This is a genomic window from Enterobacter cloacae subsp. cloacae ATCC 13047, from assembly GCF_000025565.1.
Taxonomy (GTDB): Bacteria; Pseudomonadota; Gammaproteobacteria; order Enterobacterales; family Enterobacteriaceae; genus Enterobacter; species Enterobacter cloacae.
The window spans coordinates 2,074,494-2,098,654 of the sequence record NC_014121.1; the positions used below are offsets into that span (position 1 = coordinate 2,074,494).

24 protein-coding genes are annotated in these 24,161 nt (G+C 54.4%); 13 read left to right on the forward strand and 11 right to left on the reverse strand.

Annotation, left to right across the window (positions count from 1 at the left end; all coding sequences use genetic code 11):
• The first annotated feature begins 43 nt into the window (after positions 1 to 43).
• Positions 44 to 886, forward strand: a complete 843-nt coding sequence (locus ECL_RS10030; RefSeq protein WP_044158401.1) for a LysR family transcriptional regulator — start codon at positions 44 to 46, stop codon at positions 884 to 886.
• Here ECL_RS10030 and ECL_RS10035 read toward each other — a convergent pair.
• A complete protein-coding gene (locus ECL_RS10035; RefSeq protein WP_013096659.1) occupies positions 873 to 2,378 on the reverse strand; it encodes a carboxylesterase/lipase family protein in 1,506 nt (501 codons plus the stop codon). The two genes, ECL_RS10030 and ECL_RS10035, sit on opposite strands and share 14 nt — an antisense overlap.
• Positions 2,379 to 2,420: 42 nt before the next feature.
• A complete protein-coding gene (gene hglS / locus ECL_RS10040; protein ID WP_013096660.1) occupies positions 2,421 to 3,764 on the reverse strand; it encodes a 2-oxoadipate dioxygenase/decarboxylase HglS in 1,344 nt (447 codons plus the stop codon).
• Between the two features lie 528 nt (positions 3,765 to 4,292).
• Here hglS and ECL_RS10045 point away from each other — a divergent pair.
• The 8 genes from ECL_RS10045 to ECL_RS10080 all read left to right on the forward strand — a co-directional run bounded on the left by ECL_RS10045 (position 4,293) and on the right by ECL_RS10080 (position 10,824).
• Complete coding sequence (locus ECL_RS10045) at positions 4,293 to 4,478, forward strand: con-10 family general stress protein (RefSeq protein ID WP_004150795.1); 186 nt, start codon at positions 4,293 to 4,295, stop codon at positions 4,476 to 4,478.
• An 89-nt stretch (positions 4,479 to 4,567) separates the two neighbouring features.
• Positions 4,568 to 5,062 carry a YciE/YciF ferroxidase family protein gene (locus ECL_RS10050; protein ID WP_013096661.1) on the forward strand — a complete coding sequence of 165 codons (495 nt, stop codon included), beginning with the start codon at positions 4,568 to 4,570 and terminating at the stop codon, positions 5,060 to 5,062.
• A gap of 23 nt (positions 5,063 to 5,085) precedes the next feature.
• A complete protein-coding gene (locus tag ECL_RS10055; protein WP_013096662.1) occupies positions 5,086 to 5,289 on the forward strand; it encodes a hypothetical protein in 204 nt (67 codons plus the stop codon).
• 25 nt (positions 5,290 to 5,314) lie between these two features.
• Entirely contained in the window at positions 5,315 to 5,821 is a 507-nt protein-coding gene (locus tag ECL_RS10060) for a ferritin-like domain-containing protein (RefSeq protein ID WP_013096663.1), read from the forward strand.
• Between the two features lie 15 nt (positions 5,822 to 5,836).
• Positions 5,837 to 6,709 (forward strand): manganese catalase family protein, encoded by an 873-nt coding sequence (locus ECL_RS10065; protein WP_013096664.1) that lies wholly within the window; start codon positions 5,837 to 5,839, stop codon positions 6,707 to 6,709.
• 67 nt (positions 6,710 to 6,776) lie between these two features.
• Positions 6,777 to 8,180 carry a cytochrome ubiquinol oxidase subunit I gene (locus ECL_RS10070; RefSeq protein ID WP_013096665.1) on the forward strand — a complete coding sequence of 468 codons (1,404 nt, stop codon included), beginning with the start codon at positions 6,777 to 6,779 and terminating at the stop codon, positions 8,178 to 8,180.
• Positions 8,180 to 9,190, forward strand: coding sequence for a cytochrome d ubiquinol oxidase subunit II (cydB, locus tag ECL_RS10075; RefSeq protein ID WP_013096666.1), 1,011 nt, complete (start codon positions 8,180 to 8,182; stop codon positions 9,188 to 9,190). The genes ECL_RS10070 and cydB overlap by 1 nt, the downstream gene beginning before the upstream one ends.
• An 8-nt stretch (positions 9,191 to 9,198) precedes the next feature.
• The gene (locus ECL_RS10080; RefSeq protein ID WP_013096667.1) at positions 9,199 to 10,824 is read left to right on the forward strand and encodes an alpha-amylase family protein; all 1,626 of its coding nucleotides are present in this window, start codon (positions 9,199 to 9,201) and stop codon (positions 10,822 to 10,824) included.
• Here the strand turns inward: ECL_RS10080 and ECL_RS10085 are convergent, their stop codons facing one another.
• The 4 genes from ECL_RS10085 to ECL_RS10100 are packed head-to-tail and all read right to left on the reverse strand — an operon-like array spanning position 10,825 to position 13,306.
• A complete protein-coding gene (locus tag ECL_RS10085; RefSeq protein ID WP_013096668.1) occupies positions 10,825 to 11,811 on the reverse strand; it encodes an SDR family oxidoreductase in 987 nt (328 codons plus the stop codon).
• A 17-nt stretch (positions 11,812 to 11,828) separates the two neighbouring features.
• A complete protein-coding gene (locus tag ECL_RS10090) occupies positions 11,829 to 12,335 on the reverse strand; it encodes a 2-oxo-tetronate isomerase (RefSeq protein ID WP_028027876.1) in 507 nt (168 codons plus the stop codon).
• An 11-nt stretch (positions 12,336 to 12,346) separates the two neighbouring features.
• Positions 12,347 to 12,793: a DUF421 domain-containing protein gene (locus tag ECL_RS10095; protein WP_013096670.1), complete on the reverse strand. Its 447-nt coding sequence runs from the start codon at positions 12,791 to 12,793 to the stop codon at positions 12,347 to 12,349.
• 9 nt (positions 12,794 to 12,802) lie between these two features.
• Positions 12,803 to 13,306: a hypothetical protein gene (locus tag ECL_RS10100; RefSeq protein WP_013096671.1), complete on the reverse strand. Its 504-nt coding sequence runs from the start codon at positions 13,304 to 13,306 to the stop codon at positions 12,803 to 12,805.
• Positions 13,307 to 13,444: 138 nt separating this feature from the next.
• Between ECL_RS10100 and ECL_RS10105 the strand changes: the two genes are divergently transcribed.
• The 4 genes from ECL_RS10105 (at position 13,445) to ECL_RS10120 (ending at position 18,521) form a co-directional block, all read left to right on the forward strand.
• A complete protein-coding gene (locus ECL_RS10105; RefSeq protein ID WP_013096672.1) occupies positions 13,445 to 13,834 on the forward strand; it encodes a YdeI family stress tolerance OB fold protein in 390 nt (129 codons plus the stop codon).
• 62 nt (positions 13,835 to 13,896) lie between these two features.
• Complete coding sequence (locus ECL_RS10110; RefSeq protein WP_013096673.1) at positions 13,897 to 14,781, forward strand: SDR family oxidoreductase; 885 nt, start codon at positions 13,897 to 13,899, stop codon at positions 14,779 to 14,781.
• Positions 14,782 to 14,946: 165 nt separating this feature from the next.
• Positions 14,947 to 15,870 carry a LysR substrate-binding domain-containing protein gene (locus tag ECL_RS10115; protein WP_013096674.1) on the forward strand — a complete coding sequence of 308 codons (924 nt, stop codon included), beginning with the start codon at positions 14,947 to 14,949 and terminating at the stop codon, positions 15,868 to 15,870.
• Between the two features lie 266 nt (positions 15,871 to 16,136).
• Positions 16,137 to 18,521 (forward strand): glucose/quinate/shikimate family membrane-bound PQQ-dependent dehydrogenase, encoded by a 2,385-nt coding sequence (locus ECL_RS10120; RefSeq protein ID WP_013096675.1) that lies wholly within the window; start codon positions 16,137 to 16,139, stop codon positions 18,519 to 18,521.
• An 81-nt stretch (positions 18,522 to 18,602) separates the two neighbouring features.
• Here the strand turns inward: ECL_RS10120 and ECL_RS10125 are convergent, their stop codons facing one another.
• The 5 genes from ECL_RS10125 to ECL_RS10145 form a co-directional block, all read right to left on the reverse strand.
• Entirely contained in the window at positions 18,603 to 20,294 is a 1,692-nt protein-coding gene (locus ECL_RS10125) for a methyl-accepting chemotaxis protein (protein WP_038419375.1), read from the reverse strand.
• Positions 20,295 to 20,454: 160 nt separating this feature from the next.
• Positions 20,455 to 21,573 carry an S-(hydroxymethyl)glutathione dehydrogenase/class III alcohol dehydrogenase gene (locus ECL_RS10130; RefSeq protein ID WP_013096677.1) on the reverse strand — a complete coding sequence of 373 codons (1,119 nt, stop codon included), beginning with the start codon at positions 21,571 to 21,573 and terminating at the stop codon, positions 20,455 to 20,457.
• Between the two features lie 31 nt (positions 21,574 to 21,604).
• A complete protein-coding gene (locus ECL_RS10135) occupies positions 21,605 to 21,880 on the reverse strand; it encodes a metal/formaldehyde-sensitive transcriptional repressor (protein ID WP_013096678.1) in 276 nt (91 codons plus the stop codon).
• Between the two features lie 724 nt (positions 21,881 to 22,604).
• A complete protein-coding gene (locus tag ECL_RS10140; RefSeq protein WP_044158394.1) occupies positions 22,605 to 22,889 on the reverse strand; it encodes a hypothetical protein in 285 nt (94 codons plus the stop codon).
• A gap of 84 nt (positions 22,890 to 22,973) precedes the next feature.
• The gene (locus tag ECL_RS10145) at positions 22,974 to 23,873 is read right to left on the reverse strand and encodes a RelA/SpoT domain-containing protein (RefSeq protein WP_337459786.1); all 900 of its coding nucleotides are present in this window, start codon (positions 23,871 to 23,873) and stop codon (positions 22,974 to 22,976) included.
• Between the last annotated feature and the right edge of the window lie 288 nt (positions 23,874 to 24,161).

Sequence of the window (24,161 nt, forward strand, 5' to 3'; positions counted from 1 at the left end):
TGTCATAATAGCCATGAGAAAAATGCATAGCTGAGGTGTTTTTATGTCGCGCCGTTCGCTCCCGCTCAATGCCATCGACGCCTTCCTGGTGACCGCGCGTCACCTGAATCTCACCCATGCCGCCAGAGAGCTTTGTCTGACTCAAGGGGCCGTGAGCCGTAAAATCGCCGCTCTGGAAGCGTGGTTTGGCTTTCCGCTGTTTGAGCGCCACGCGCGCGGGTTGCGCCTCTCTTCCCAGGGTAGCGCCCTGCTGCCGGAGCTACAATCCGCTTTCGAACAGATGCTCAACGTGGCCGATCGGGCCCGGGCCCAGCATACGGTGATCCGGCTGAAAGCGCCCACCTGCGCCATGCGCTGGCTGGTGCCGCGCCTGCTGGAGGTAGAGCGCGAGCAACCCGATCTGCAAATCGCGTTGACCACCACCACCGATCATAACGTCAACTTTAAAACCGAATCCTACGACGCCGCCATCGTGTTTGGCACGCACATGAGCGCGGGCGATCTGCTGTTCGAAGAGGCGTTAACTCCGGTGCTCAGCCCGCTGCGGGCGGGGGCCGGACTGGGTTCATTGACCTTTCTTCACCCGACACGGGATAAAACCGACTGGTCACTGTGGCTGGCGAAACAGGATGAGCCGGGCGTTGTTATGCACAAAAATCAACACTTCGACACGATGGATCTCGCCATTACGGCGGCCATTCAGGGGCTGGGCGTCGCCATCGCCGATGAAACGCTGGTGGAAGAGGACATCCGCGCAGGAAGGCTGGTGCGGCCTTTTGCGACCAGTATCAAAACCGGTGCGAGCTACCGGCTGGTGCTGCGCGAAGCGCCAGGCACGGAAAACGGCCTGGCCGCGTTTCGCGCCTGTTTGCTTAATCGAGGTTAACGTGGTGCTTCATCACCCGTTTAAAGAGGCTCATGCGGGCGCGCATAAAGCGGTTTTCAAGCTTAAAACCTGCATGCTTATTCACACCAATGCGTAACAGGACGTCACGCCCTTTACGGCAGGCTGGCCAGTGCGTCGGCCCAGGCAGGCTGTCACGATGCCCCGCATCGCGGGCAAAACTCACCCAGTAGTCGGCCACGTGGGCGGCGAACTGTACATCACGCGCGTTCACATACTGCCGTGAAGGTTCCACCTCTCCGAGCGTATCAAACACATACGGCACCTCGTTGCCGTGCCAGGCACCGTTGATATAGGTGGCGTGCTCCGCTTCGGCCACATAGTCAAACCAGTAGCGCCAGCACGGCGCGCCGACGCGCTGCTGGGCCTGCATCACCACATAGCCCATGGTGGTGAACGCCATATCCCGGCACACCTGCCTTCCCAGCTCTTCATCGCCTTTCACGCCCGGATAGAGCAGCTTGATCAGCCCCAGACCAAAGCGCCGCTCCCGGCGGAGCTTCTGAATTTGTCCGGCGAGATCGATGCCAAACACCGCCATTACGCTCGCCTCGTCGCTGTTGGAGCCAATCATGATGGGGACAGGCTGCTGACGGGCGGCAAAGAAGACATCCAGCATCGGCTCCGGCAGCACACAATCTCCGGCGACAGGGGCCGGGGCGATATTCAGTGGTGCCGTCAACGGCCAGAACGACTCAGGTGGAATAGCGCGCAGCTGCTCCGCTGTCGCGTTCTCCAGCCCAAAATGCGCGGCCAGCGCTTCCCCTTTTCGCAGGGCCTGCTCGCGCGGGGTATCCGGCAAGGTATAGCCACTTTGCACAATCGCTTTATGAAATAACCCTTTCGCCAGCGGCGAGGCCAGCAGCGACAACACGCTGCGTGCGCCAGCTGATTCACCAAACAGCGTGACGTTTTCGGGATTGCCGCCAAAGGCGGCGATATTGTCCCGCACCCATTCGAGGGCGGCGATCTGATCCAGCAGGGCAAAATTGTGCACCACGCGATCTTCTTCCCCCTCCAGCGCAGGATGGGCGAAAAAGCCGAGATGACCAAGACGGTAATTGAGGGTGACGACCACCACGCCGCGTTCCGCCAGCGCCCTGCCGTTATAGGGCGGTAAGCCACCCGCGCCGAGCGTGAACCCACCACCGTGCAGCCAGACCATCACCGGCAGCGGCTCAACGCGGTCAACGGGCGACCACACGTTAAGATAAAGACAATCCTCTGAAAACTGTCCGGGATCCCCGCCGCCCAGCTCCTGGCAATATTCGCTGCTTTGCCAGCTTGAGGCGGAAAACGCCGTTGCCGTGCGAACCCCCTCCCAGCGTTCGGGCGGTCGCGGTGAGCGCCAGCGCCAGTTGCCAACGGGCGGTGCGGCGTAGGGAATGCCGTACCACGCCTGAACAGTATTATCCGTAAAACCAGCCAGTGCGCCGTAGCGCGTTTCAACCACAGGGGCGGAGGGATATTGCATAACTACCTTCTTTTTCCATCACACCCCTGAAGAGTAACGATTTCAGAGCAAACCGCAACGCTGTTTGCTGCGGGTTTCCGCCTCCTCGTACAGTGCGAACTCGTCATAGACCGGGCAGCCCAGCGCCGCTTCGAAGGCATCCCGGCTAGCGTTACCGTGGCTGCGCGCCTGGGTTTCATTCCCGAGATTGGACTGGAAAATCCCTGCGGCGCTGACCGGCAGGAAATCTTCGTAGGTGATCGGCTGGGCAACCACCCACCCGCGTTCAATTAACGGCTGCGGATCGTCGCCCGGACGAAACGCATGACGATGCGCTTCACCCGCTGGCGTCAGGCGATAGCGGAAATACGCCAGCTCCTGTCGGCGCATCATCAGCTCGCTGTCCGGGAAGGCGCTGAACACTTCACGGAGATGAAGCTGATGGGTCAGGTTGTCTTTGCCGGTGCCGGACTCGGCGAGCAAACTGTCATAAAGCTCGCGACCTTTCGGCGTCAACGCCACCCCGCGCTGCTCAATTTCACCAAAGCGCGCGGTATGGGTGCCTTTATGTTCCCCGGCAAACAGCACCGGCTCTTCCAGCGCCTTGAAGCTGGTCTGACGCAATAACACCGGCACCTCGCGGCGCGGCGGCCCTTCAATCAGAATTTTGGGTTCAATGCCGTACTTCGGCATCAGCTCCTGCACCCGGTCAATATCCAGCGTGCGCGGCGTAAGGTGGTTGATGTGGCATCCCGGGAAACAGACCACATCCGCAATCAGGCGATGCTCATTATGCAGCGCCAGATAGGTCTCCTGATCGACCTTCGCATGACGGTGCCAGCGGAAGGTTTCTAACGCTTCCTGAACAAACTCCCGCGCCTGCGCCTCTGTGAACGCCCCTTCTTTTTCATGCAGTTCGATGAGCGCCAGGCAGCGCGGCGTAAAGATGTTGCGGTGAGATAGGATCTCCGCCGCCCGCTCGCGCAGGGCAACGTTCTCAATCAACTCAAGGCGCAGCAGTGAGGTAAAGATACGAAACGGGTTACGGCACAGCGCCGCATCATCCACCGGGCGAAATGCCGTCGAGTGAACCGGAACGCCCGCCTGAGAGAGATCATAGTAGCTGACCGGGTACATGCCCATGATGGCAAACATACGACGCAGGGTAGAAAGCTCTTTTGCGGTGCCCACGCGGATAGCCCCGTGACGCTCCACATTCAGGCGCGCCAGCTCATCTGCATTCGCCAGTTGTTCATGTAAGAGTGGATTGTTTTCCAGAACCGCCAGGTTTACGTCCGCGACCAGCTCAAGCAAGGTGCCGTACTGCGGAACTTCCTGCTGGTACATCGCCGACATAGCCTGCGAAAAATGTTCCCGAATATCATCAGCCGTGATGGTGTTCGCCATGGTGTCATGCCTCCAGTGAATATTACCTGGAGTGTAGAGAAACCCGTTCCTTCCGGGGGGAAGAATTTACGATTTGTGATCTTACGACGACAGTGGTCAAACCGTGTGCTGCCCGAACCTGTCAGGGCCGTACCTGGCCCCCTTCCTTTCCCCCCGGCCCGTCGTCCAGGAGTTTCCTTATAATTAATGATTATTCTGTTTTCTAGCTATAAAGGAGTAATTTTGGAGGCCATCCCGGCTAAAAATTGAACGAAATTGTGGCGCTACAATTTTTATCCTCACCTTTCAGGTTTTTAGCGGCAACTTAGGATTAATCCGAGCATTTTTTTACAAGTCCTTCCCACTCATCCATATTTTTTCGCCAAACGAAGCGTAAACCCACCAATATTTTTAAATAACGCAACCGTGAATGGCGAAACGCATTTGACGCATGCCGCACAGCGTCTAAAGTTATTACTCGAACGACGAGTGATACGGAATATTTCTGTATCGTACTGACATAACCAATATATGACTATGAGGTTTAATATGGCAGAGCATCGTGGTGGTTCCGGTAATTTCGCTGAAGACCGTGAAAAAGCATCAGAAGCTGGACGTAAAGGCGGCCAGCACAGCGGCGGTAATTTCAAAAACGATCCGCAACGCGCATCTGAAGCAGGTAAGAAAGGGGGTCAGAATAGTCACGGCGGAGGCCGTAAATCTGATAACTCCTGATTTTATTAAGCTGTCTCAGTAATACCAGAGAGCATGCTGCGGGCCGAAAGGCTCGCAGTTCCCTTAACGTTTTAACCGGAGCAAAATATATGAATATGAAAAGTATCGAGGATGTTTTTATTCATCTACTGTCCGATACCTACAGCGCGGAAAAACAGCTTACCCGAGCCCTGAGCAAACTCGCCCGTGCCGCCTCCAGTGAAAAGCTCAGCGCGGCCTTCACCGCCCACCTTGAGGAGACGCAGGGTCAGATTGAGCGTATCGATCAGATTATCGAACAGGAAGACGGTATTAAGCTTAAGCGAATGAAATGTGTGGCAATGGAAGGTTTAATTGAAGAGGCCAATGAGGTCATCGAAAGCACAGAAAAGAATGAAGTCCGTGATGCTGCATTAATTGCTGCAGCGCAAAAAGTGGAACATTACGAAATTGCCAGTTACGGTACCCTTGCCACATTAGCAGAACAACTTGGCTATAAAAAAGCCGTTAAACTTCTTGCCGAAACACTGGAAGAAGAAAAAGAAACCGATCTTAAACTCACCGACCTGGCCGTAGGAAATATTAACCATAAAGCGCAAAAATGACGCTATAACACAGGTTAAATATAATGAGCATCAGTCCCAGGACAATTAAACGGTGCCATTTAACGGCAGCTATAATATGGTTCATTCTTGCTATCCCTTCCGTAATATGGTGGAAGAATAGCGTACTATGGGTCATTATCATCAGTATTTACGCCAATATTGTCGGCCATTTATCTGGCTACAGTGCCGCACGTGCCGATCAGGCTGCTGAAAGTGAGACCAAATAAGCGAACCTATAATGAGGAACGAAATATGAATCACGTAGAACACTACCATGACTGGCTACGCGATGCCCATGCAATGGAAAAGCAAGCCGAATCAATGCTGGAATCGATGGCCAGCCGTATTGAAAATTATCCTGATGTTCGCGCCCGTATTGAGCAGCACCTTAATGAGACAAAACGGCAAATCACATTGCTGGAGGAAATCCTCGATCGTAATGATATTTCTCGTTCGGTTTTAAAAGACTCGATGAGCAAAATGGCTGCGCTCGGCCAGTCCATCGGCGGCATGTTCCCGTCCGATGAGATTGTTAAAGGCTCCATCAGCGGCTATGTTTTCGAACAGTTCGAAATTGCCTGCTACACCTCCCTGCTGGCCGCGGCCAAAAAAGCGGGCGACACCGCCTCTGTACCCGCCATTGAAACCATTCTCGCCGAAGAGCGCGAGATGGCCGACTGGCTGATTCGTCATATTCCGCAAACGACGGAACAGTTCCTGCTGCGTTCTGATGCATCAGGTGTCGAAGCGAAAAAATAAACCACAGGAGAGTGTATGTTTCGACACATCAAACAGCTGCAATACACGGTTCGCGTTGCTGAACCGAATCCCGGCCTCGCCAATCTTCTGCTGGAACAATTTGGCGGGCCGCAGGGTGAACTGGCGGCCGCCTGCCGCTACTTCACCCAGGGCCTGAGTGATGACGATCCTGGCCGTAAAGATATGCTGATGGATATCGCGACCGAAGAGTTGAGCCACCTCGAAATCATCGGGACGCTGGTCGGCATGCTGAATAAAGGGGCCAAAGGCGCGCTGGCGGAAGGGGTAGAGAACGAAGCCGAGCTGTACCGGTCCATGACCGAAAACGGCAACGACAGCCATATCACCTCCCTGCTCTACGGCGGCGGTACCCCGCTCACTAACTCCGCGGGTGTGCCCTGGACGGCGGCCTATGTTGATACCATTGGTGAACCTACGGCGGATCTGCGCTCGAACGTGGCCGCAGAGGCGCGGGCAAAAATCATCTATGAGCGTCTGATCAACGTGACAGACGATCCCGGGGTGAAAGATGCACTGGCGTTTCTGATGACGCGAGAGGCGGCGCACCAGCTCTCCTTCGAGAAGGCGCTTCAGTCTATTCGCAATAATTTCCCGCCGGGGAAATTGCCGCCAATCGAGGAATTCACCAACAAGTACTACAATATGTCTGAAGGTGACGAGGTCCGCGGAAGCTGGAACAGCGATAAGCATTTCGACTACGTTGAGGCCCCCCAACCTGCGGTTGACGGTGGAGACGGGAGTGCAAGCGTGACGCTCTCGACCGAACAGGCTACGCTCGTCAAGGCGATGTCTGCTCGCACAAAATCCGATCCGAACGCCGACCCGTTAACAGGTGCCGAGCTAGGCGCCGGTAAGAAAAAACCGTAACCGGTTTTGCCAGGCAGCTCCCGCTGCCTGGTAATTCTCGTGCCCCATCGTTCCAGAGGTACGGACCATGTTCGAACTCGACGCGTTTCATCTTGCGAGAATTCAGTTCGCTTTTACCGTCTCGTTTCATATTCTCTTCCCGGCGATCACCATCGGGCTTGCCAGCTATCTGGTGGTGCTCGAAGGGATGTGGCTGCGTACCAAAAACGACGTCTGGCGCTCCCTGTACCATTTCTGGCTCAAAATATTTGCCGTCAACTTTGGTATGGGCGTTGTGTCCGGGCTGGTCATGGCCTATCAGTTCGGCACCAACTGGAGCGGGTTCTCTCAGTTTGCAGGCAGCATCACCGGGCCATTGCTGACCTACGAGGTATTAACCGCTTTCTTCCTGGAGGCCGGTTTTCTCGGCGTAATGCTGTTCGGCTGGAACAAGGTTGGACCGGGACTGCACTTCTTCGCAACCTGCATGGTGGCGCTGGGTACGCTAATGTCCACCTTCTGGATCCTCGCCTCTAACAGCTGGATGCACACTCCGCAGGGCTTCACCATTGAGAACGGTCAGGTGATCCCTGAAGACTGGCTGGCCGTCATCTTCAACCCCTCTTTCCCGTACCGACTGATTCACATGTCCATTGCCGCGTTCCTGTGCAGCGCACTGTTTGTGGGCGCGTCGGGAGCCTGGCACCTGCTGCGCGGCAACGACACGCCCGCCATTCGCAAAATGTTCTCGATGGCTATGTGGATGGCCCTGCTGGTCGCCCCCATTCAGGCCGTAGTCGGGGATATGCATGGCCTGAACACGCTTGAACATCAGCCTGCCAAAATCGCCGCCATCGAGGGGCACTGGGAAAATCCGCCAGGGGAAGCCACCCCGCTGCTGCTGTTTGGTCTGCCGGATATGGAAGAGGAGCGCACCAAATACGGGCTTGAGATCCCGGCCCTCGGCAGCCTGATCCTCACCCACAGTCTGGATAAACAGGTCCCCGCGCTGAAAGATTTCCCGAAAGAAGATCGCCCGAACTCCACCATCGTCTTCTGGTCGTTCCGCATCATGGTTGGCATGGGGCTGTTGATGATCGCCCTCGGCGTCCTGAGCCTGTGGCTACGCTATCGCCACCGGCTGTATCACTCGCGCCCGTTCCACTGGTTTGCCCTCTGTATGGGGCCAGCCGGTCTGCTGGCGCTGCTCGCTGGCTGGGTGACCACCGAAGTGGGTCGCCAGCCGTGGGTGGTCTACGGTTATCTGCGCACCATCGACGCGGTCTCTCTGCATAGCACGCTGCAGATGAGCATCAGCCTGCTGGCCTTCATCGTCGTTTATTGCTCGGTGTTTGGCGTGGGCTATGTCTACCTTGTGCGTCTGATTAAGAAAGGACCACAGCCGGTGGACACGCTAACCTCGAACACCTCGGGCACTCCCGCCCGTCCGCTGTCTGCCGCTGAGTCTGTTCCGGAAGAGGAGAGAATCTGATGGGCGTCGATATCTCGGTTATCTGGTTTGCCATCATCGTCTTCGCCACCCTGATGTACATCATCATGGATGGCTTTGATTTGGGGATCGGTCTGCTGTTTAACTTCGTGGGCGATGCTAAAGAGCGCGACGTGATGGTGAACAGCGTGGCCCCCGTCTGGGACGGCAACGAAACCTGGCTGGTGCTGGGCGGCGCAGGGCTGTTTGGCGCCTTTCCGCTGGCCTATGCGGTGATCATCGATGCGCTCACCATTCCGCTTACCGCCATGCTGATCGGTCTTATCTTTCGCGGTGTCGCCTTTGAGTTCCGCTTCAAAGCGACGCCCTCTCACCGCCAGTTCTGGGACTATGCCTTTGCGGGAGGCTCGCTACTCGCCACCTTCAGCCAGGGCGTGGTGGTCGGCGCGGTGATCAACGGTTTTGAAGTAGAAGGCCGACGCTACGTGGGGTCTGCCCTCGACTGGCTGACCCCCTTCAACCTGTTCTGCGGTATCGGGCTAGTGGTGGCCTATACGCTGCTGGGCACCACGTGGCTTATCATGAAAAGCGAAGGTGCACTGCAAAACCGCATGCGCGAGTTGACCCGCCACGTGCTGCTGGCGCTGATTGTCGTCATCGCGGTGGTGAGCATCTGGACGCCACTCGGCTGGCAGTACGTGGCCGAGCGCTGGTTTACCCTGCCTAACTTCTTCTGGTTCCTGCCGGTGCCTCTGCTGGTAGGCGTATTTAGCCTGTGGATCTGGCGCTTGACCCGCAACCCGGCCAGCCACGCGCGTCCGTTCCTGTTGACGCTTGGGCTTATCTTCCTCGGTTTTAGCGGACTGGGCATCAGCCTGTGGCCGAACATTATTCCGCCGGGCATTAGCCTGTGGGATGCCGCGGCCCCGCCCGCCAGCCAGCTCTTTATGCTGGTGGGGACGTTACTGATTATTCCGGTGATCCTGGTGTACACCGCCTGGAGTTACTACGTCTTTCGGGGAAAAGTTTCTGATACAGAAGGTTACCACTGAGGTGCAGGATGGCAGGATGGCATACACGGGCCATTATTTATCAAATTGATACGGCACTGTTTTACGATTTAAACGGCGATGGCTGCGGAGACATCGCCGGAATAACGGCCAAATTGCGTTATATACGCCGCATGGGGGCGACAGTAATCTGGATCACTCCGTTTTACCTTACCCCTTTTCTGGACGAAGGGTATGACGTCAGCGACCACCTGCAGGTCGATCCCCGGTTCGGCAAACTGGCGGATATTATCGCTTTTATTGAGCAGGCACGTGAGCTGGGGATGCAGGTCATTATCGAGCTGTTGATCCAGCATACGTCGGACGCCCACCCCTGGTTTCAGGAGGCCCGGCGCAACCCGAAATCCCCCTTTCGCGACTATTACCTGTGGTCAGATAATGACGATGACGATACGCCCCCGATGTTCCCCGGCGTGGAAAAGAGCATCTGGACATGGGATGACGAGGCGGGTCAATACTACCGGCATATGTTTTATCGCCACGAGCCTGATCTCAACCTCACCTCACCAGCGGTAATTAAAGAGATAGAGAACATTATCCTCTTCTGGCTTAAGCTCGGCGTATCGGGATTCCGTCTGGACGCCGCGTCGCATCTCACCACCCAGGCCGGAGGCGGTGACGAGAAAAAGGGGCTGTGGATCCTGGAGCACTTGCGCCGCCTGATTACCCAACATAACCCGCAGGCGATCCTGCTCGGTGAAGTTGACGTAGAAGTGGAAGCCTACAAGGACTATTTCGGCAATAACGACCGCCTGCATCTGGTGCTTAACTTCTGGCTTAATAAATATTTCTACGTGAGCCTGGCCAGGAAAAGCGCCCGCCCGCTGCGCAATGCGGTGAAGAAAATGATCGTCCCGCCAGACTCCTGCTGCTTTGCCAACTGGTTGCGTAACCACGACGAGCTGGATCTGGAGGGGATCGGTAAAAAGGACAAACAGTTCGTCCTCGACACGTTCGCCCCGGATGAAGAGATGAACGTGTACCAGCGTGGGATCCGCCGTCGCCTGGCGCCGATGCTGAACGGCGACCAGAAGCGGCTGGCGCTCTGCCACGCCGTGCTGTTCTCCCTGCCCGGGGTGCCCGTTATGCGCTACGGGGATGAAATCGGCATGGGAGATGATCTGGATTTAGAAGAGCGTTACGCCGTGCGTACGCCCATGCAGTGGGCGCCCTCTCAGGGCGGTGGCTTCTCTGACGCAGACCCGCAGAGCTTTATCGCGCCCATCATTGACCACGGGCCCTATCGTTATCAGAAAATTAACGTGGCGGATTCGCTGTTGCACCGCAATTCGCTGCTGCACCGGATTATCGATATCGCCAACACGCGGTCTGAATTCCCGGAGATTGCCGTGGCGCCGTTTCATCTTATCGCCATCGATGATGATGCGGTGCTGGGGATTTACTACGAGGCTGAAGATCGCAGCATTCTTACCTTTGTTAATTTCAGCGATAAACCGGTGACCTTCACCGCCAGAGGGATCCGCCACGCCACCTGGACTGCCTGTCTGGCAGACAAACGCTACGAGGATGCGCTGGTCTGCGGCAAAACCGTTGAGCTGAATATAGGCGGCTACGGCTATCGCTGGTTCTGGACAAACCGTAGCGCGCTGCGCTGACTACTTTTTGCGGCCGCGCATCAGGCGTGTGAGCACAATCCCTGCGACGGCCAGGGAGCCCAGCAGCACTTTCCCGGGCACGCCAGAGGAGACGGCGCTGGCGCGCGTTTTCGCCTCAGCGGAGAAATGGCCGTGGATTTTGTGCAGGTCGTTGACCGGCTGGTCGAGATAATCCCGCCGGTCTTCTGCGTTCAGGGTGTCGGTCATCTGCCCTTCCCAGGCCTTTTTAACCATCAGACGGTCAAGAAAGCCGGGGAAGAGGAACTGGCCGACAATCGACTGGATGGTACTGCTGCCCACCCACAGCTCGCGCACCGGTTTTTGCGCCACCCTGAAAATGGCACTCGCGGCCACTTCCGGCTCAAACACCGGCGGAACCGGGCGCATCGCCCAGGCAAACTTATTCCGTGCCCATTCAAACTGCGGCGTATTCAGCCCCGGCATCTGGACCATGGCGAGCTGCACCCGGCTGTTCTCATGCATCAGCTCGGTACGCACCGCATCGGTAAAGCCCCGGATCGCGGCTTTGGCGCCGCAGTAGGCGGACTGCAGAGGAATGGAGCGGTAGGCCAGCGCGGAGCCAACCTGAATAATCACGCCCCGATCGCGCGGCACCATCAATTCCAGCGCGGCACGGGTACCGTTCACGTAGCCAAGGTAGGTGACTTCTGTAACGCGGCGAAATTCATCCGGCGTCATGGTCCGAAACGGCGCCAGCACCGCCCCCATGGCATTATTGACCCACACATCAATCGCCCCAAGGCGATACTCAATTTCGTTGGCGGCATCCACCACCGCCTGACTGTCGGCCACATCCGCCTGCACGGCCAACGCATTGACGCCAAAACGGCGTAGCTCTTCCTGGGTCGAGTGCAGGCTTGTCTCCTCGCGCGCTATAATGCCCACATCGTAGCCCGCTTTTGCAAAATGCAGCGCCGTGGCTTTCCCCACGCCCGCCGTCCCGCCAGTAATGACCATCACAGCCATAAAACCTCCGCGTTATTTCAGCCCGATAATTTCGTCACTAATTCAGCCAGCGAGTAATGCACCGCTTTTTCCACCACGTCCTGACAGTCGCCGGAAAAGAGCACCCTGCTCGTTTCCGTCTTTCCGCCAATATTCCAGGCGAAGCACACGGTCCCCGCCGCCGTGCCGTCTTCTCCCCCTTCCGGCCCGGCATAGCCGCTGATGGCGATACTGACATCGGCCTGGGCAATGTCGCGGATGCTGGCCGCCATCTCGGTGACGGTCTGTTCACTGACGGCGGTAAACCGCGCGAGGGTTTCCGGGCTTACGCCCAGGATCCTCTCCTTCGCGCTATCGCTGAAGACGACCAGCCCCACATCATAAAAATCGGCAGTGTTCTCTTCCGCGCAGAGCGCCACCGAAAGCTTCCCGCCGGTGCAGGATTCTGCGGTTGTTAAGCGAAGCCCTGCATCGATTAACCTGCTCGCCAGTTTTTTGGTCAGTTCAGCCACGGTAATGGTGTTGTCGTGGTATAGATTGCTCATCATCAGGCCTCTCATTTTTTCTCAGGAATAATGGAAATATGGCCATTGCGTTCCAGAATGGCATATTTAATTTCACTTAACTTTGTAATACCATTATTCTGCCGGGCTGAAACCAGAATATCATCACATGAAACATCGACCTTTTTGAGTTTATCTGCTAAGGGCACGCCGTTCTCAACCAGAATTACCGGCGTGCCATCCAGGATATTCTCCACCGGCGAAAAATACTTTTTCATCAGTCCAAAAATAATATCCACAACCACCAGCGTGGTGATGGTTATCATTGCGCCCGTGACCGAAAAATCCTCCCCCAGCAGGGCCTGCTGGGTTGCTTCGCTGATAATTAACAGGAGAATAAGGTCAAAGCTGGTCATCTGCAGCAACGCACGTCGTCCGGCCACTTTGAAGACCACCACCAGAAACAGGTAAATCGCCAACGCCCTAAAAACCATATCCATGGCAGCCTCCTAAGGGTAAATAAATTGCCAGAAAGGAATATCCGGCAGGTTGTTTACACGAATGACGTTGTGCCATTTACCGCCTCTGGTCGAGGTAATGAACAGCCAGACCGAAAAATGTGGCGATTTATCAAGATGATTATAGACAAAATAGAGCGTGTTCCCGCGGCTGTACATGCTGTCTGGCTGCGGCCAGACGCTGCCCGGCTCGTAGGCGTCGCTGCTCTCGCTGGTCATGCTCACGGTGTATTTGCCCTCGCTGTTGACTGGAAAGGTCAGCTGAAGTCGCGACTCCGTTTGCCGACGCGCAAAGCGCTCATAGTTGAGGGTCAGGTTTTTTGCAGAATTGGTTTTCTCCGTGTCACTCACTATCCCACTTGAAAACAGACCGGCAATCGCTGCGATGATAATACTCAGTAACACAATAAATCCGACCTGGCGAAATGCATATTCAAACCTTAGCAAGCGATAACTCTCATTTATCCCGGGTAACTTTTCATTTTTATCATTCATGGTAGCTATCACCGTTTCGCTAATTTACCAAACGTTCTGTTTTGTATGGCGAATGTTTTTAAGACTTATCACATTTGCCACATAAAGGAATAGCAACAATACTTAATAAGTCAAGACACCTTAAATGAAGGATATCAGATGAAATTATCACTTATTTCCGCTTTTTTAATATTTATGGTGCCAACCGCATGGGCTGATAATAACGGCGGGTTACAAAAGGGTGAAGCGCCGCCTCCTCCGCATGCGCTGGATAGCGGTTATCGCGGCACGGATGATGCCCGTATTATGACCATCGACCAGGCGAAACAAATGCATGATGGCGCGACCATTTCACTGCGCGGCAACCTTATTGACGGTAGCGGCGATAAGTATGTATTTCAGGATAAATCCGGAAAAATCGACGTTATTATCCCAAAAGCAGTTTTTGACGGCAGAACAGTCAAACCAGACCAGATGATCAGCATTAACGGTTCGCTTGATAAAAAGTCATCGCCTTCCGTGGTGCGTGTCGATCATCTGCAGAAATAACTCAGCGAAGCGTTAACGCTGTATTTTCATCCTAACTCACCTATTGGCTTAAGGAGTCAGCTATGAGTGATACTCAACAACGTACGAACGCTTATCCGCAACCCCCTTTCCCGGAACAGCCGCAGACGCCACCAGGACTGGCTTCTGAGATGCAACCTGTTCCCGATCACGGGGAAACGAGCTATAAAGGCCACGGCCGTCTGGCGGGCAAAAAAGCGCTGATTACCGGCGGTGACTCCGGTATCGGCCGCGCGGTGGCCATTGCCTACGCCCGTGAAGGCGCCGATGTCGCCATTAATTATCTGCCTGAAGAAGAGAAAGACGCCGCAGAGGTCATCGACCTGATCAAGGCCGAAGGACGCAACGCCGTCGCGCTGCCGGGGGATGTCCGGGATGAAACCTTCTGCCAGAACCTGGTGGAAGAAGCGGTGGCTAAACTTGGCGGGCTGGACATTCTGGTGAATAACGCCGGTCGCCAGCAGTATCGGGAATCGCTGGAAGAACTCACTACTGAAGATTTCGATGCCACGTTTAAAACCAACGTTTATGCCCCGTTCTGGATCACCAAAGCGGCGCTTCGCCATCTGAAAGCCCCTGCGGCAATTATTAACACCTCCTCGGTGCAGGCGGTAAAACCCAGCCCTGTCCTGCTGGACTATGCCCAGACCAAAGCCTGTCTGGCGGTGTTTACCAAATCCCTTGCCAAACAACTGGGGCCGAAGGGCATTCGCGTTAATGCCGTGGCTCCCGGGCCTTACTGGACGGTGCTGCAATCCAGCGGCGGCCAGCCGATGGAAAAAGTGAAGCAGTTTGGGGGTGACACACCGTTGGGCCGTCCGGGCCAGCCGGTGGAGATTGCACCTTTATACGTCACGCTGGCGTCAGATGAGTGTTCCTTTACGACCGGCCAGGTATGGTGTTCCGACGGCGGTGATGGCGTGATTTAACGTTTCCCTGCCCGAATGTGCAATAAATGAACAAGGACGTTCAGCCCCCCGCCAAAAACATGTTGTAACTCAAACAGATCAAATGTTAAAAATATTTTGCTATCAAGTTATCAAAATTAAACAACTTAGCTTGTCACCCGCATCGCTCTGTTTTTAACATCGCCTATGGAAAAAAATGGTCTGTTCAGTCAGCGCATACGCTTGCGCCATTTGCATACATTTGTGGCCGTCGCTCAACAGGGAACGCTGGGGCGTGCGGCTGAAACCCTTAACCTGAGCCAGCCTGCTCTCTCAAAAACGCTTAACGAGCTGGAACAACTGACCGGTGCCCGTCTGTTCGATCGCGGCCGTCTGGGCGCACAACTGACCCTGGTCGGCGAGCAGTTTCTGACCCATGCAGTAAAAGTGCTTGATGCGCTCAATACCGCCGGACAGGCGCTAAACCGTAAAGAAGAGCAGACGCACGAGATTGTCCGTGTGGGTGCCCTGCCCACGGCGGCGCTGGGCATTCTACCGCCGGTGATCGGTCAGTTTCACAAACAGCAAAAACATACGACCCTGCAGGTCGCCACCATGAATAACACCATGCTGCTTGCGGGGCTGAAATCCGGCGAGCTGGATCTGGGTATCGGACGGATGTCAGATCCTGAACTGATGGTGGGTCTGAATTATGAGCTGCTGTTCCTGGAATCCCTGAAGCTGGTGGTACGCCCCAACCATCCTCTGTTGCAGGATACGGTTACCCTAAGCCGGGTGATGGAGTGGCCGGTGGTCGTGTCACCAAAAGGTACGGTTCCACGGCAAAATGCCGAAACGTTACTGCAGATGCAGGGCTGTACGCTGCCGACAGGCTGTATTGAAACCCTGTCCGCCTCCCTGTCACGCCAGCTTACCGTGGATTATGACTACGTCTGGTTCGTCCCCTCCGGCGCGGTCAAAGATGATTTACGCCAGGGCACGCTCACCGCACTGCCGGTGACCTCGCCCGGCGCCGGCGAACCGATTGGCATTATAACCCGCGTTGATACGCCGCTCTCCTCAGGTGCACAAACGCTGCTGAGCGCGATACGTAAATCGATGCCTGCCTGATTCCTTTCCCCTTGCCCTGACCCTCTCCCCCCGGGGCGAGGGTCATTCCTGCGTTCTAATCATTTAATGCGAAATCATTTATTAACAATTGCGCAAAACAATTTAACAGTTTTATCATAGCGACGAATTCACCAGATGGTTCGTAAATGTTTTATAAACCCCGAATTCAAGCGTATTAATCATTATTCCCACTGCATTTATTACCCACCTGGTACACTTCCGGCACGTTATCGTGCTGAGCAGCGGGGGATCTTAAGGAGAAAGAGATGGCATTTGGCAGCGCGCCACGTGGGATACCCCGTATCCTGCAGTGGCTCCTTGCCGGACTGATGGCGATCGTCGGTCTGGCCGTTGGCGGGTTGGGTTTTAAACTCGTCACCGTAGGCGGAAGTGGATACTTCCTGATCATGGGCGTGGTAATGGTGATTGCCGCGATCCTGATTTTCATCAACCGCAGCAGCGGGATTGTGTTGTATGGCATCGCGTTTATCGCGTCGCTGTTCTGGGCGGTAAGCGATGCCGGCTGGGATTTCTGGCCGCTCTTCTCACGCCTCTTCACCTTTGCGGTTCTGGCATTCCTGTGTGCCCTCGTCTGGCCGTTCCTGCGTGCGGCAAACCGTGCGACGCCGGTGAAAAAAGGCCCGGCCTTTGGCGTGGCTGCGCTGCTCGCCGTGGCAATGCTGGTCAGCCTGGGCTGGATGTTCAAACCTCAAACGCTGGTGGCGGCGAATGAGCCGGTGCCGGTGAAACCGGTCGCGGCTGGCGAACAGCAGAAGAACTGGGAACACTGGGGTAACACCACCCACGGGGATCGTTTTGCGGCCCTTGACCAGATTAACAAGCAGAACGTTAACGAGCTGAAAGTCGCGTGGGTTGCCCATACCGGGGATATCCCCCAGAGCAATGGCTCCGGTGCGGAAGACCAGAACACGCCGCTGCAGATTGGCGACACGCTCTACGTATGTACGCCGTACAGCAAAGTGCTGGCGCTGGATGTAGATTCCGGGAAAGAGAAGTGGCGTTACGACGCCAAAGCCACGGCCCCGAACTGGCAGCGCTGCCGTGGGCTGGGCTATTTTGAAGATTCACAAGACGTGACAACGTCACAGACAGATGCGCAGCCCGCCGCCTGTCCGCGCCGTCTGTTCCTGCCCACCACCGATGCCCGCCTGATTGCCATCAACGCCGATAACGGTAAAGCCTGCGAAGACTTTGGTGACAAAGGTACCGTGGATCTGAGCGTGGGTATGGGTGAGATTAAACCGGGCTACTATCAGCAAACCTCCACGCCGCTGGTGGCAGGAAACGTGGTGGTGGTCGGCGGACGCGTGGCGGATAACTTCTCCACCGGCGAACCGCCGGGTGTGGTGCGCGCCTATGACGTTCATACCGGTAAACTGGCCTGGGCGTGGGACCCGGGTAATCCGGACCTGACCGGCCTGCCGCCGGAAGGCCAGACCTACACGCGCGGTACACCGAACGTCTGGTCTGCAATGTCCTATGACGCAAAACTGAACCTGATTTACCTGCCAACCGGTAACGCCACGCCAGATTTCTGGGCCGGAGAACGCACCGCGCTGGATGATAAATACAGCTCCTCCATCGTTGCCGTTGACGCCACCACCGGCCAGGTCCGCTGGCATTTCCAGACCACCCATCACGACCTGTGGGACTTCGATCTGCCTTCTCAACCGCTGCTGTACGATCTGCCAGACGGTAAAGGCGGAACCACGCCGGTACTGGTGCAGACCAGTAAACAGGGCATGATCTTTATGCTCAACCGCGAAACCGGCAAACCGGTGGCGAAAGTGGAAGAACGTCCGGTCCCGGCGGGTAACGTGCAGGGCGAACGCTACTCCCCGACACAGCCGTATTCCGTCGGTATGCCGATGATTGGCAACCAGACTCTGACCGAGTCCGACATGTGGGGCGCGACGCCTGTCGACCTGCTGCTGTGCCGGATTCAGTTTAAAGAGATGCGCCATCAGGGGGTCTTTACCCCACCGGGTCTCGATCGTTCTCTGCAGTTCCCTGGCTCACTGGGCGGGATGAACTGGGGCAGCGTCTCGGTCGATCCGAACAACGGGCTGATGTTCGTCAACGATATGCGCCTGGGACTGGCCAACTACATGGTACCGCGCGCCAGCGTGGCGAAAGACGCCAGCGGGATTGAGATGGGTATTGTGCCCATGGACGGCACGCCGTTCGGCGCCATGCGCGAGCGTTTCCTGTCACCGCTGGGTATTCCATGCCAGAAACCGCCGTTTGGCACGATGTCCGCGGTTGACCTGAAATCCGGCAAGCTGGTGTGGCAGGTTCCGGTGGGCACCGTGGAAGATACCGGCCCGCTGGGTATTCGCATGCATATGCCGATCCCTATCGGGATGCCACCCCTTGGCGCGTCACTCTCCACCCAGTCTGGCCTGCTGTTCTTTGCCGGCACTCAGGATTTCTACCTGCGCGCGTTCGATACCGCCACCGGAAAAGAGATCTGGAAAGACCGTCTGCCGGTCGGCAGCCAGTCCGGGCCAATGACCTACGTTTCACCGAAAACCGGTAAACAGTACATCGTCATTAACGCTGGCGGCGCCCGCCAGTCACCGGATCGCGGTGATTACGTTATCGCGTATGCGTTACCCGATAAAAAGTAAGCGATGAAAAAAGGGACCGAAAGGTCCCTTTTTATTTGTAGGTCGGGTAAGGCGAAGCCGCCACCCGACACAACACGCCACTCAGAACGTCTCCCAGTTATCCCCGGAAACCGCTGCCGCCGGACGCAGCGGCGCATTCTTCGCCACTGGCGCAGACGTTGCCGCCCGGCCTTGCTTCGCGCCGCTCAGTCGAAACGCACCCACCGCCTCGGTCAGACGCGCGCCCTGTTCTTCCAGCGACGCCGCCGCGGCGGAAGCTTCTTCCACCAGCGAGGCGTTCTGCTGGGTCACTTTATCCATCTCAGAAATCGCCTGGCTCACCTGCTCAATACCACGGCTCTGTTCATCAGACGCGGCGGCGATCTCCAGCATAATGTCCGTCACGCGTTTAACCGCTTCGACGATTTCATTCATGGTATTACCGGCGGCGACGACCTCACCCGAGCCCTGGTCAATCAGCGAAACGGATTCGTTGATCAAGCTTTCGATCTCTTTGGCGGCATTCGCACTGCGGCTTGCCAGAGTACGAACTTCGCTTGCCACCACGGCAAACCCGCGCCCCTGCTCACCCGCACGCGCCGCTTCTACCGCCGCGTTAAGCGCCAGAATATTGGTCTGGAAGGCGATACTGTTAATCACGGCGGTAATTTCGGAAATCTTCTTCGAACTGGTGGAGATATTGCCCATGGTTTTAACCACCCCGGAGACCATCTGGCCGCCACGGCTGGCTTTACCGGAGGCATCTTCCGCCAGCTTACTGGCATGGTGCGCGTTATCGGCGTTCTGTTTCACCGTTGCGGTGAGCTGCTCCATGCTGGCTGCCGTCTGCTCAATGGCAGCCGCCTGCTGCTCGGTACGGGAAGAGAGGTCGGTGTTGCCTGCGGAGATTTCGCTGGTGCCACGATAGATCTCTTCCGCCCCCTGACGCACGGTTCCAACGGTGTTCTCCAGCGAGTGCTGCATGGTTTGCAGGTCGCGCGTCAGGCGGCCAATTTCGCTGCGTCCGGCCACATCGTCCGGCATGGTGAGGTCGCCTTTGGCGATATTTTCAATGCGTTTCGCGGCGCGCTGCAACGGGGTGATAACCGTGCGACGCAGCACGACAAAGGTCATGGCCGTCAGCACCAGCGCCAGGGCAAACGCGCCCACCATAAACATCAGACCCAGCTGGGTGCGGCTGTGTGCCTTAACCGTCAGGGCGTTCGCGCGCTCGGTGCGGATCTTTATCGCCTTCAGCAGCACGGCGTTGTAGGCATCATCCAGCGGGCGGGCGCTTTCGTTTTCATGGTTAATGATGGCTTCAAACATGCCGTTTTTAGCAAACTTAAGCATCGGCTGCAGGCCTGCGATATAGGCGTCATAGCGTGTTTTCAGATCGGCATCCAGCGCTTCATCCTCAGGCGTACGAACCGCGCGATTGATGTAGGCATTAAACCCTTCCTGAGACTGTTTGATCCGTTTTTCCGCCTCAGCGATGTTTTGCTTCATCGCATCCATTTCCGCGATACGGCTCGCCGCCCCGGCGTGGATCATATTGATACGCGCGGTTCGCAGATGGTTTGAGCTATTCGACAGCCCCATACGCACCTGAATTTCAGACGTGACATCCTGCTGATCGGTGTCGGCCTGTAAAAGGAAATACCCCGCCAGACCTGCGCTCAAGGCAAATAGCAGAATAATGCCACCGAGAATGGAGGAAAACAGCGGAACCAGCCTGATGTGATGCAAGAAGCCCAGCTTGCGCTGCGCTGGCATCGAAGTAGTGTTGTCCATGACCGTCGACTCTCTTGTAGGTAAGATGCGTAAAAACACGCCTGTTAAATAGTCATCGGCACGGCTGAGATTTAGATTACGGCTAAAAACGCCGCACTGGTCACACTTTAGAGAAGATTATTAAAGAAACGCCAGCGGCGAAAAACCGCTGGCAGAAGAGTTACTTGTCGCCGAAATGAATAACAGTACGAATGGATTTACCTTCATGCATCAGATCGAACGCCTCGTTGATCTGCTCCAGCGGTAAACGGTGGGTAATGAACGGATCAAGCTGGATTTTCCCGGCCATCGCATCTTCAACCATCCCCGGCAGCTGCGTGCGCCCTTTCACGCCGCCGAACGCTGAGCCACGCCATACGCGCCCGGTTACCAGCTGGAACGGACGAGTTTTGATCTCCTGGCCCGCACCGGCCACGCCGATGATAATGCTCTCGCCCCAGCCTTTGTGGCAGCATTCAAGCGCGGAACGCATCACGTTCACGTTGCCGATACATTCGAAGCTAAAGTCCACGCCGCCGTCGGTCATCTCAACAATGACCTCCTGAATCGGTTTTTCGTGATCTTTCGGGTTCACGAAATCGGTCGCGCCCATTTCACCCGCCAGATTGAATTTCTCCGGGTTGGTATCCACCGCGATGATCCGCCCGGCCTTCGCCTGGACCGCGCCCTGAATCACCGCCAGACCAATCCCGCCAAGACCGAACACCGCCACGGTGTCGCCCTCTTTCACTTTCGCCGTATTGTGTACTGCACCAATCCCGGTGGTGACGCCGCAGCCCAGCAAACAGACTTTATCCAGCGGCGCCTGCGGGTTCACCTTCGCCAGTGAGATCTCCGCGCAAACGGTGTATTCACTGAAGGTGCTGGTGCCCATGTAGTGGTAAACCGGCTCGCCGTTGTAGGAGAAACGGGTGGTACCGTCCGGCATCAGCCCCTTGCCCTGGGTGGCGCGAACCGCCTGGCAGAGGTTGGTCTTACCGGATTTACAGAACTTACACTCGCCGCATTCTGCGGTGTAGAGCGGGATTACGTGGTCGCCCGGCTTCAGGCTGGTCACGCCTTCGCCCACTTCCACCACCACACCACCCCCTTCATGGCCGAGCACCGCCGGGAAAACGCCTTCCGGATCGTCGCCCGACAGCGTAAAGGCATCGGTATGGCACACCCCGGTATGGGTAATTTTGATCAGCACTTCGCCCTTCTTCGGCGGTGCAACGTCGATTTCAACGATTTTGAGCGGCTGGCCAGGGCCAAATGCGACGGCTGCGCGAGATTTCATAGTGTCTTCCCTTATTGTGTGGTGTGTGGGTTTATTTTAGATAAGCGCGCAGTAAATGGCCGACTTCTGCCATGCGCACGGCTCGCTGATCCGGCGTGGTTTCCCCCGTTACCAGCTCATCTTTGAGGTGAATTTCGACCATTTCGCCCATCAGGCCATTGGCAGCACCGCGCACGGCGGCAATTTGCTGCAGGATGGCCAGACAGGGGTCGCCCGACTCCAGCGCGCGTTCAAGGGCATCAACCTGGCCCCGAATGCGACGAACGCGAGTGAGGATACGTTTTTTATCTTCGGGTGAGTGCGGCATACGGCCTCCTGATACTATAGGGGGGTATGGTACCCCTTAAAGCAACATTATGTAAACAGTATGTTTTCTATGGTTATCATGCTTTTACCCAGCATAGCGAAAAGACACTACCGGAGATAAAGAGACTTTTTACTGCCCCCAAATTGCCCCCAACTACGTTTTGCCCCCAAATTTGCTCTTTTGCTTAGCTCGATTCAATTTTGAAATACCCTGCTTTACCCTTATAGACCTTGATATTCTGCTTCGCGCCAATAGTCGCGAATTTATATGGAACCAGTTGAGACCAGCCTCCCTTATCCGACCACATTCGAGATAGAGACCAATACAGGGCTAGTATGCCCAACTGCGCCGGGTATCACATCGTCAGAAGTGTGCATGAAATCTCCCGTTAGTGACAACTATACTGTATATAATCACAGAGTATATATTGGAGACATCAGAGAAATTTAAAAATGCTTAGACCATTAATTAGTTTTGCTTAAAATATTTTTTAATGAATTGAATTGAATTGAATTGAGCAAAGCCATACAAAAAATTTTTTCCAAATATGTCGACATTGTTAAATTAGCAACTTGTGCTATTAAAAAAGAAACCCGCTTATACGGGTTTCGAATATATTTTTCAATATTTCTAAATATCATAACTTGCTAGCTATTAAACCAAATCCTTTTTTCTCAACAAAATTTCGATATAATATGAAATGCAATATAATTTTTATAGAACATTAATGTGCTAAGCGGATTTTCGTTGCAATGCTATGAGAGATTTCATCATCGGTACCAATCATTCGGCCAAATCCCCCATTACTTGTACTTTGATCATAGATCAAACCTTGCTCTTCAAGAGACTCAAGTGCTGCATAAAGGTTTTCATGATATGCGCTTTCATCCAACCCCAATTGAAACAGTAACTTGTCAAGTGAAATATCGAAATACGGTAAGCGGCTGCCCGCTGTTTTCTCATGATTGTCATGTATTTTCTTTAAAGCTTCTAAAATTTCGTTTTCCATTAATACACCTCATCATTTTGATAAACTGAAACTTTATTATCGGCCACCAGACTCAAACCTTTAATAAAAAAATATCTGGTGCATCTAACCCCGCGGAGGGATTGGATTTATCCAGTATGTAGCCTTGGTGTAAGTATCAAATTTCCTTAGGAACTCACTTGTATCAATTAAATAGTTAGGATAGGCACTTTTAATATTTTTTATGTCATCCATTTGGACTAACAAGACATTTTTCCCGCCATCCCTCTCTTCACTATTATATTTTCGTATTGCGTCCTTTTTTTGAGTTTCACTATAAAAGGTATAAGAAACCCTTTTATTACTTTCATCGATAATCAATACAACAAAACTCTTTCCAGTTGATCTTTCATCTATGTCTTTCGTCGAAAACACAGCTTTGAACGAAGCCAACTTATTGTATGCCCCAATTGCATTATTTAGCGCCTGCAATCTTTTTTTATAATGACTTTTTTTTGTATTATCGAGAACTATAAAACCATCATCTTCAGCAAAAAATTCACTCATAATAAAAAAGAATTCAGTCCACCTTTGATCAGCCTCGAATGGATTTGTTTTTAACGCTTTCCCTTCGCAAAGGTCAACAACTTCAATTGTTGTTGCCCATAAGTGCTGTAAAACAGTACGAAGCTGCACCTCAATTTTAAACCCCTTCCAATCATGAGAATCAGCATGAGCATAACACTCATAGATTCTATGTATACCACGGTATCCTGTTGTTTTGGGAGATTCAAGATAATCACGCACTCTTATAGTTTTGTGTAACGTTTTACTATTATTTAAAGAGTCATTTAGCGTTAGCAATTCTGTTTTATTGTCAACTATAACTCGGCAACCACCAATATCATTCATTCTTACAACTGACATACTATTTGGATTAACCCCATCAAGGGTTTTCCTTGTAAGTTTATCAATTATTGTTGGTAATCGCTTTAGTCTCCTAGCAATTACAGCTTCCTCATTGATTTTTCTGGTATGTCGCTATACCAAATTTTTAATAATTGTTAATGGATACAAATGAGAAGCACGATAGTCTCGAATTATTTCTGTCGCAGCAGCAATATCACCTTCGTTCTTACGAATGGCTTCGCCAGCTTTCTTAACCTGATTACGTGTGTGAGGTAGGACTTTTTTTCCTTTAAGATACTGTTTATTAGCCATAGCAATAGAGGGGGAAGTGATTTATTGTTGAGAGATTGTAACACCTTTAATCTTCTCTTTTCGCGCACTGACACACATTTTCACAACCTCTTT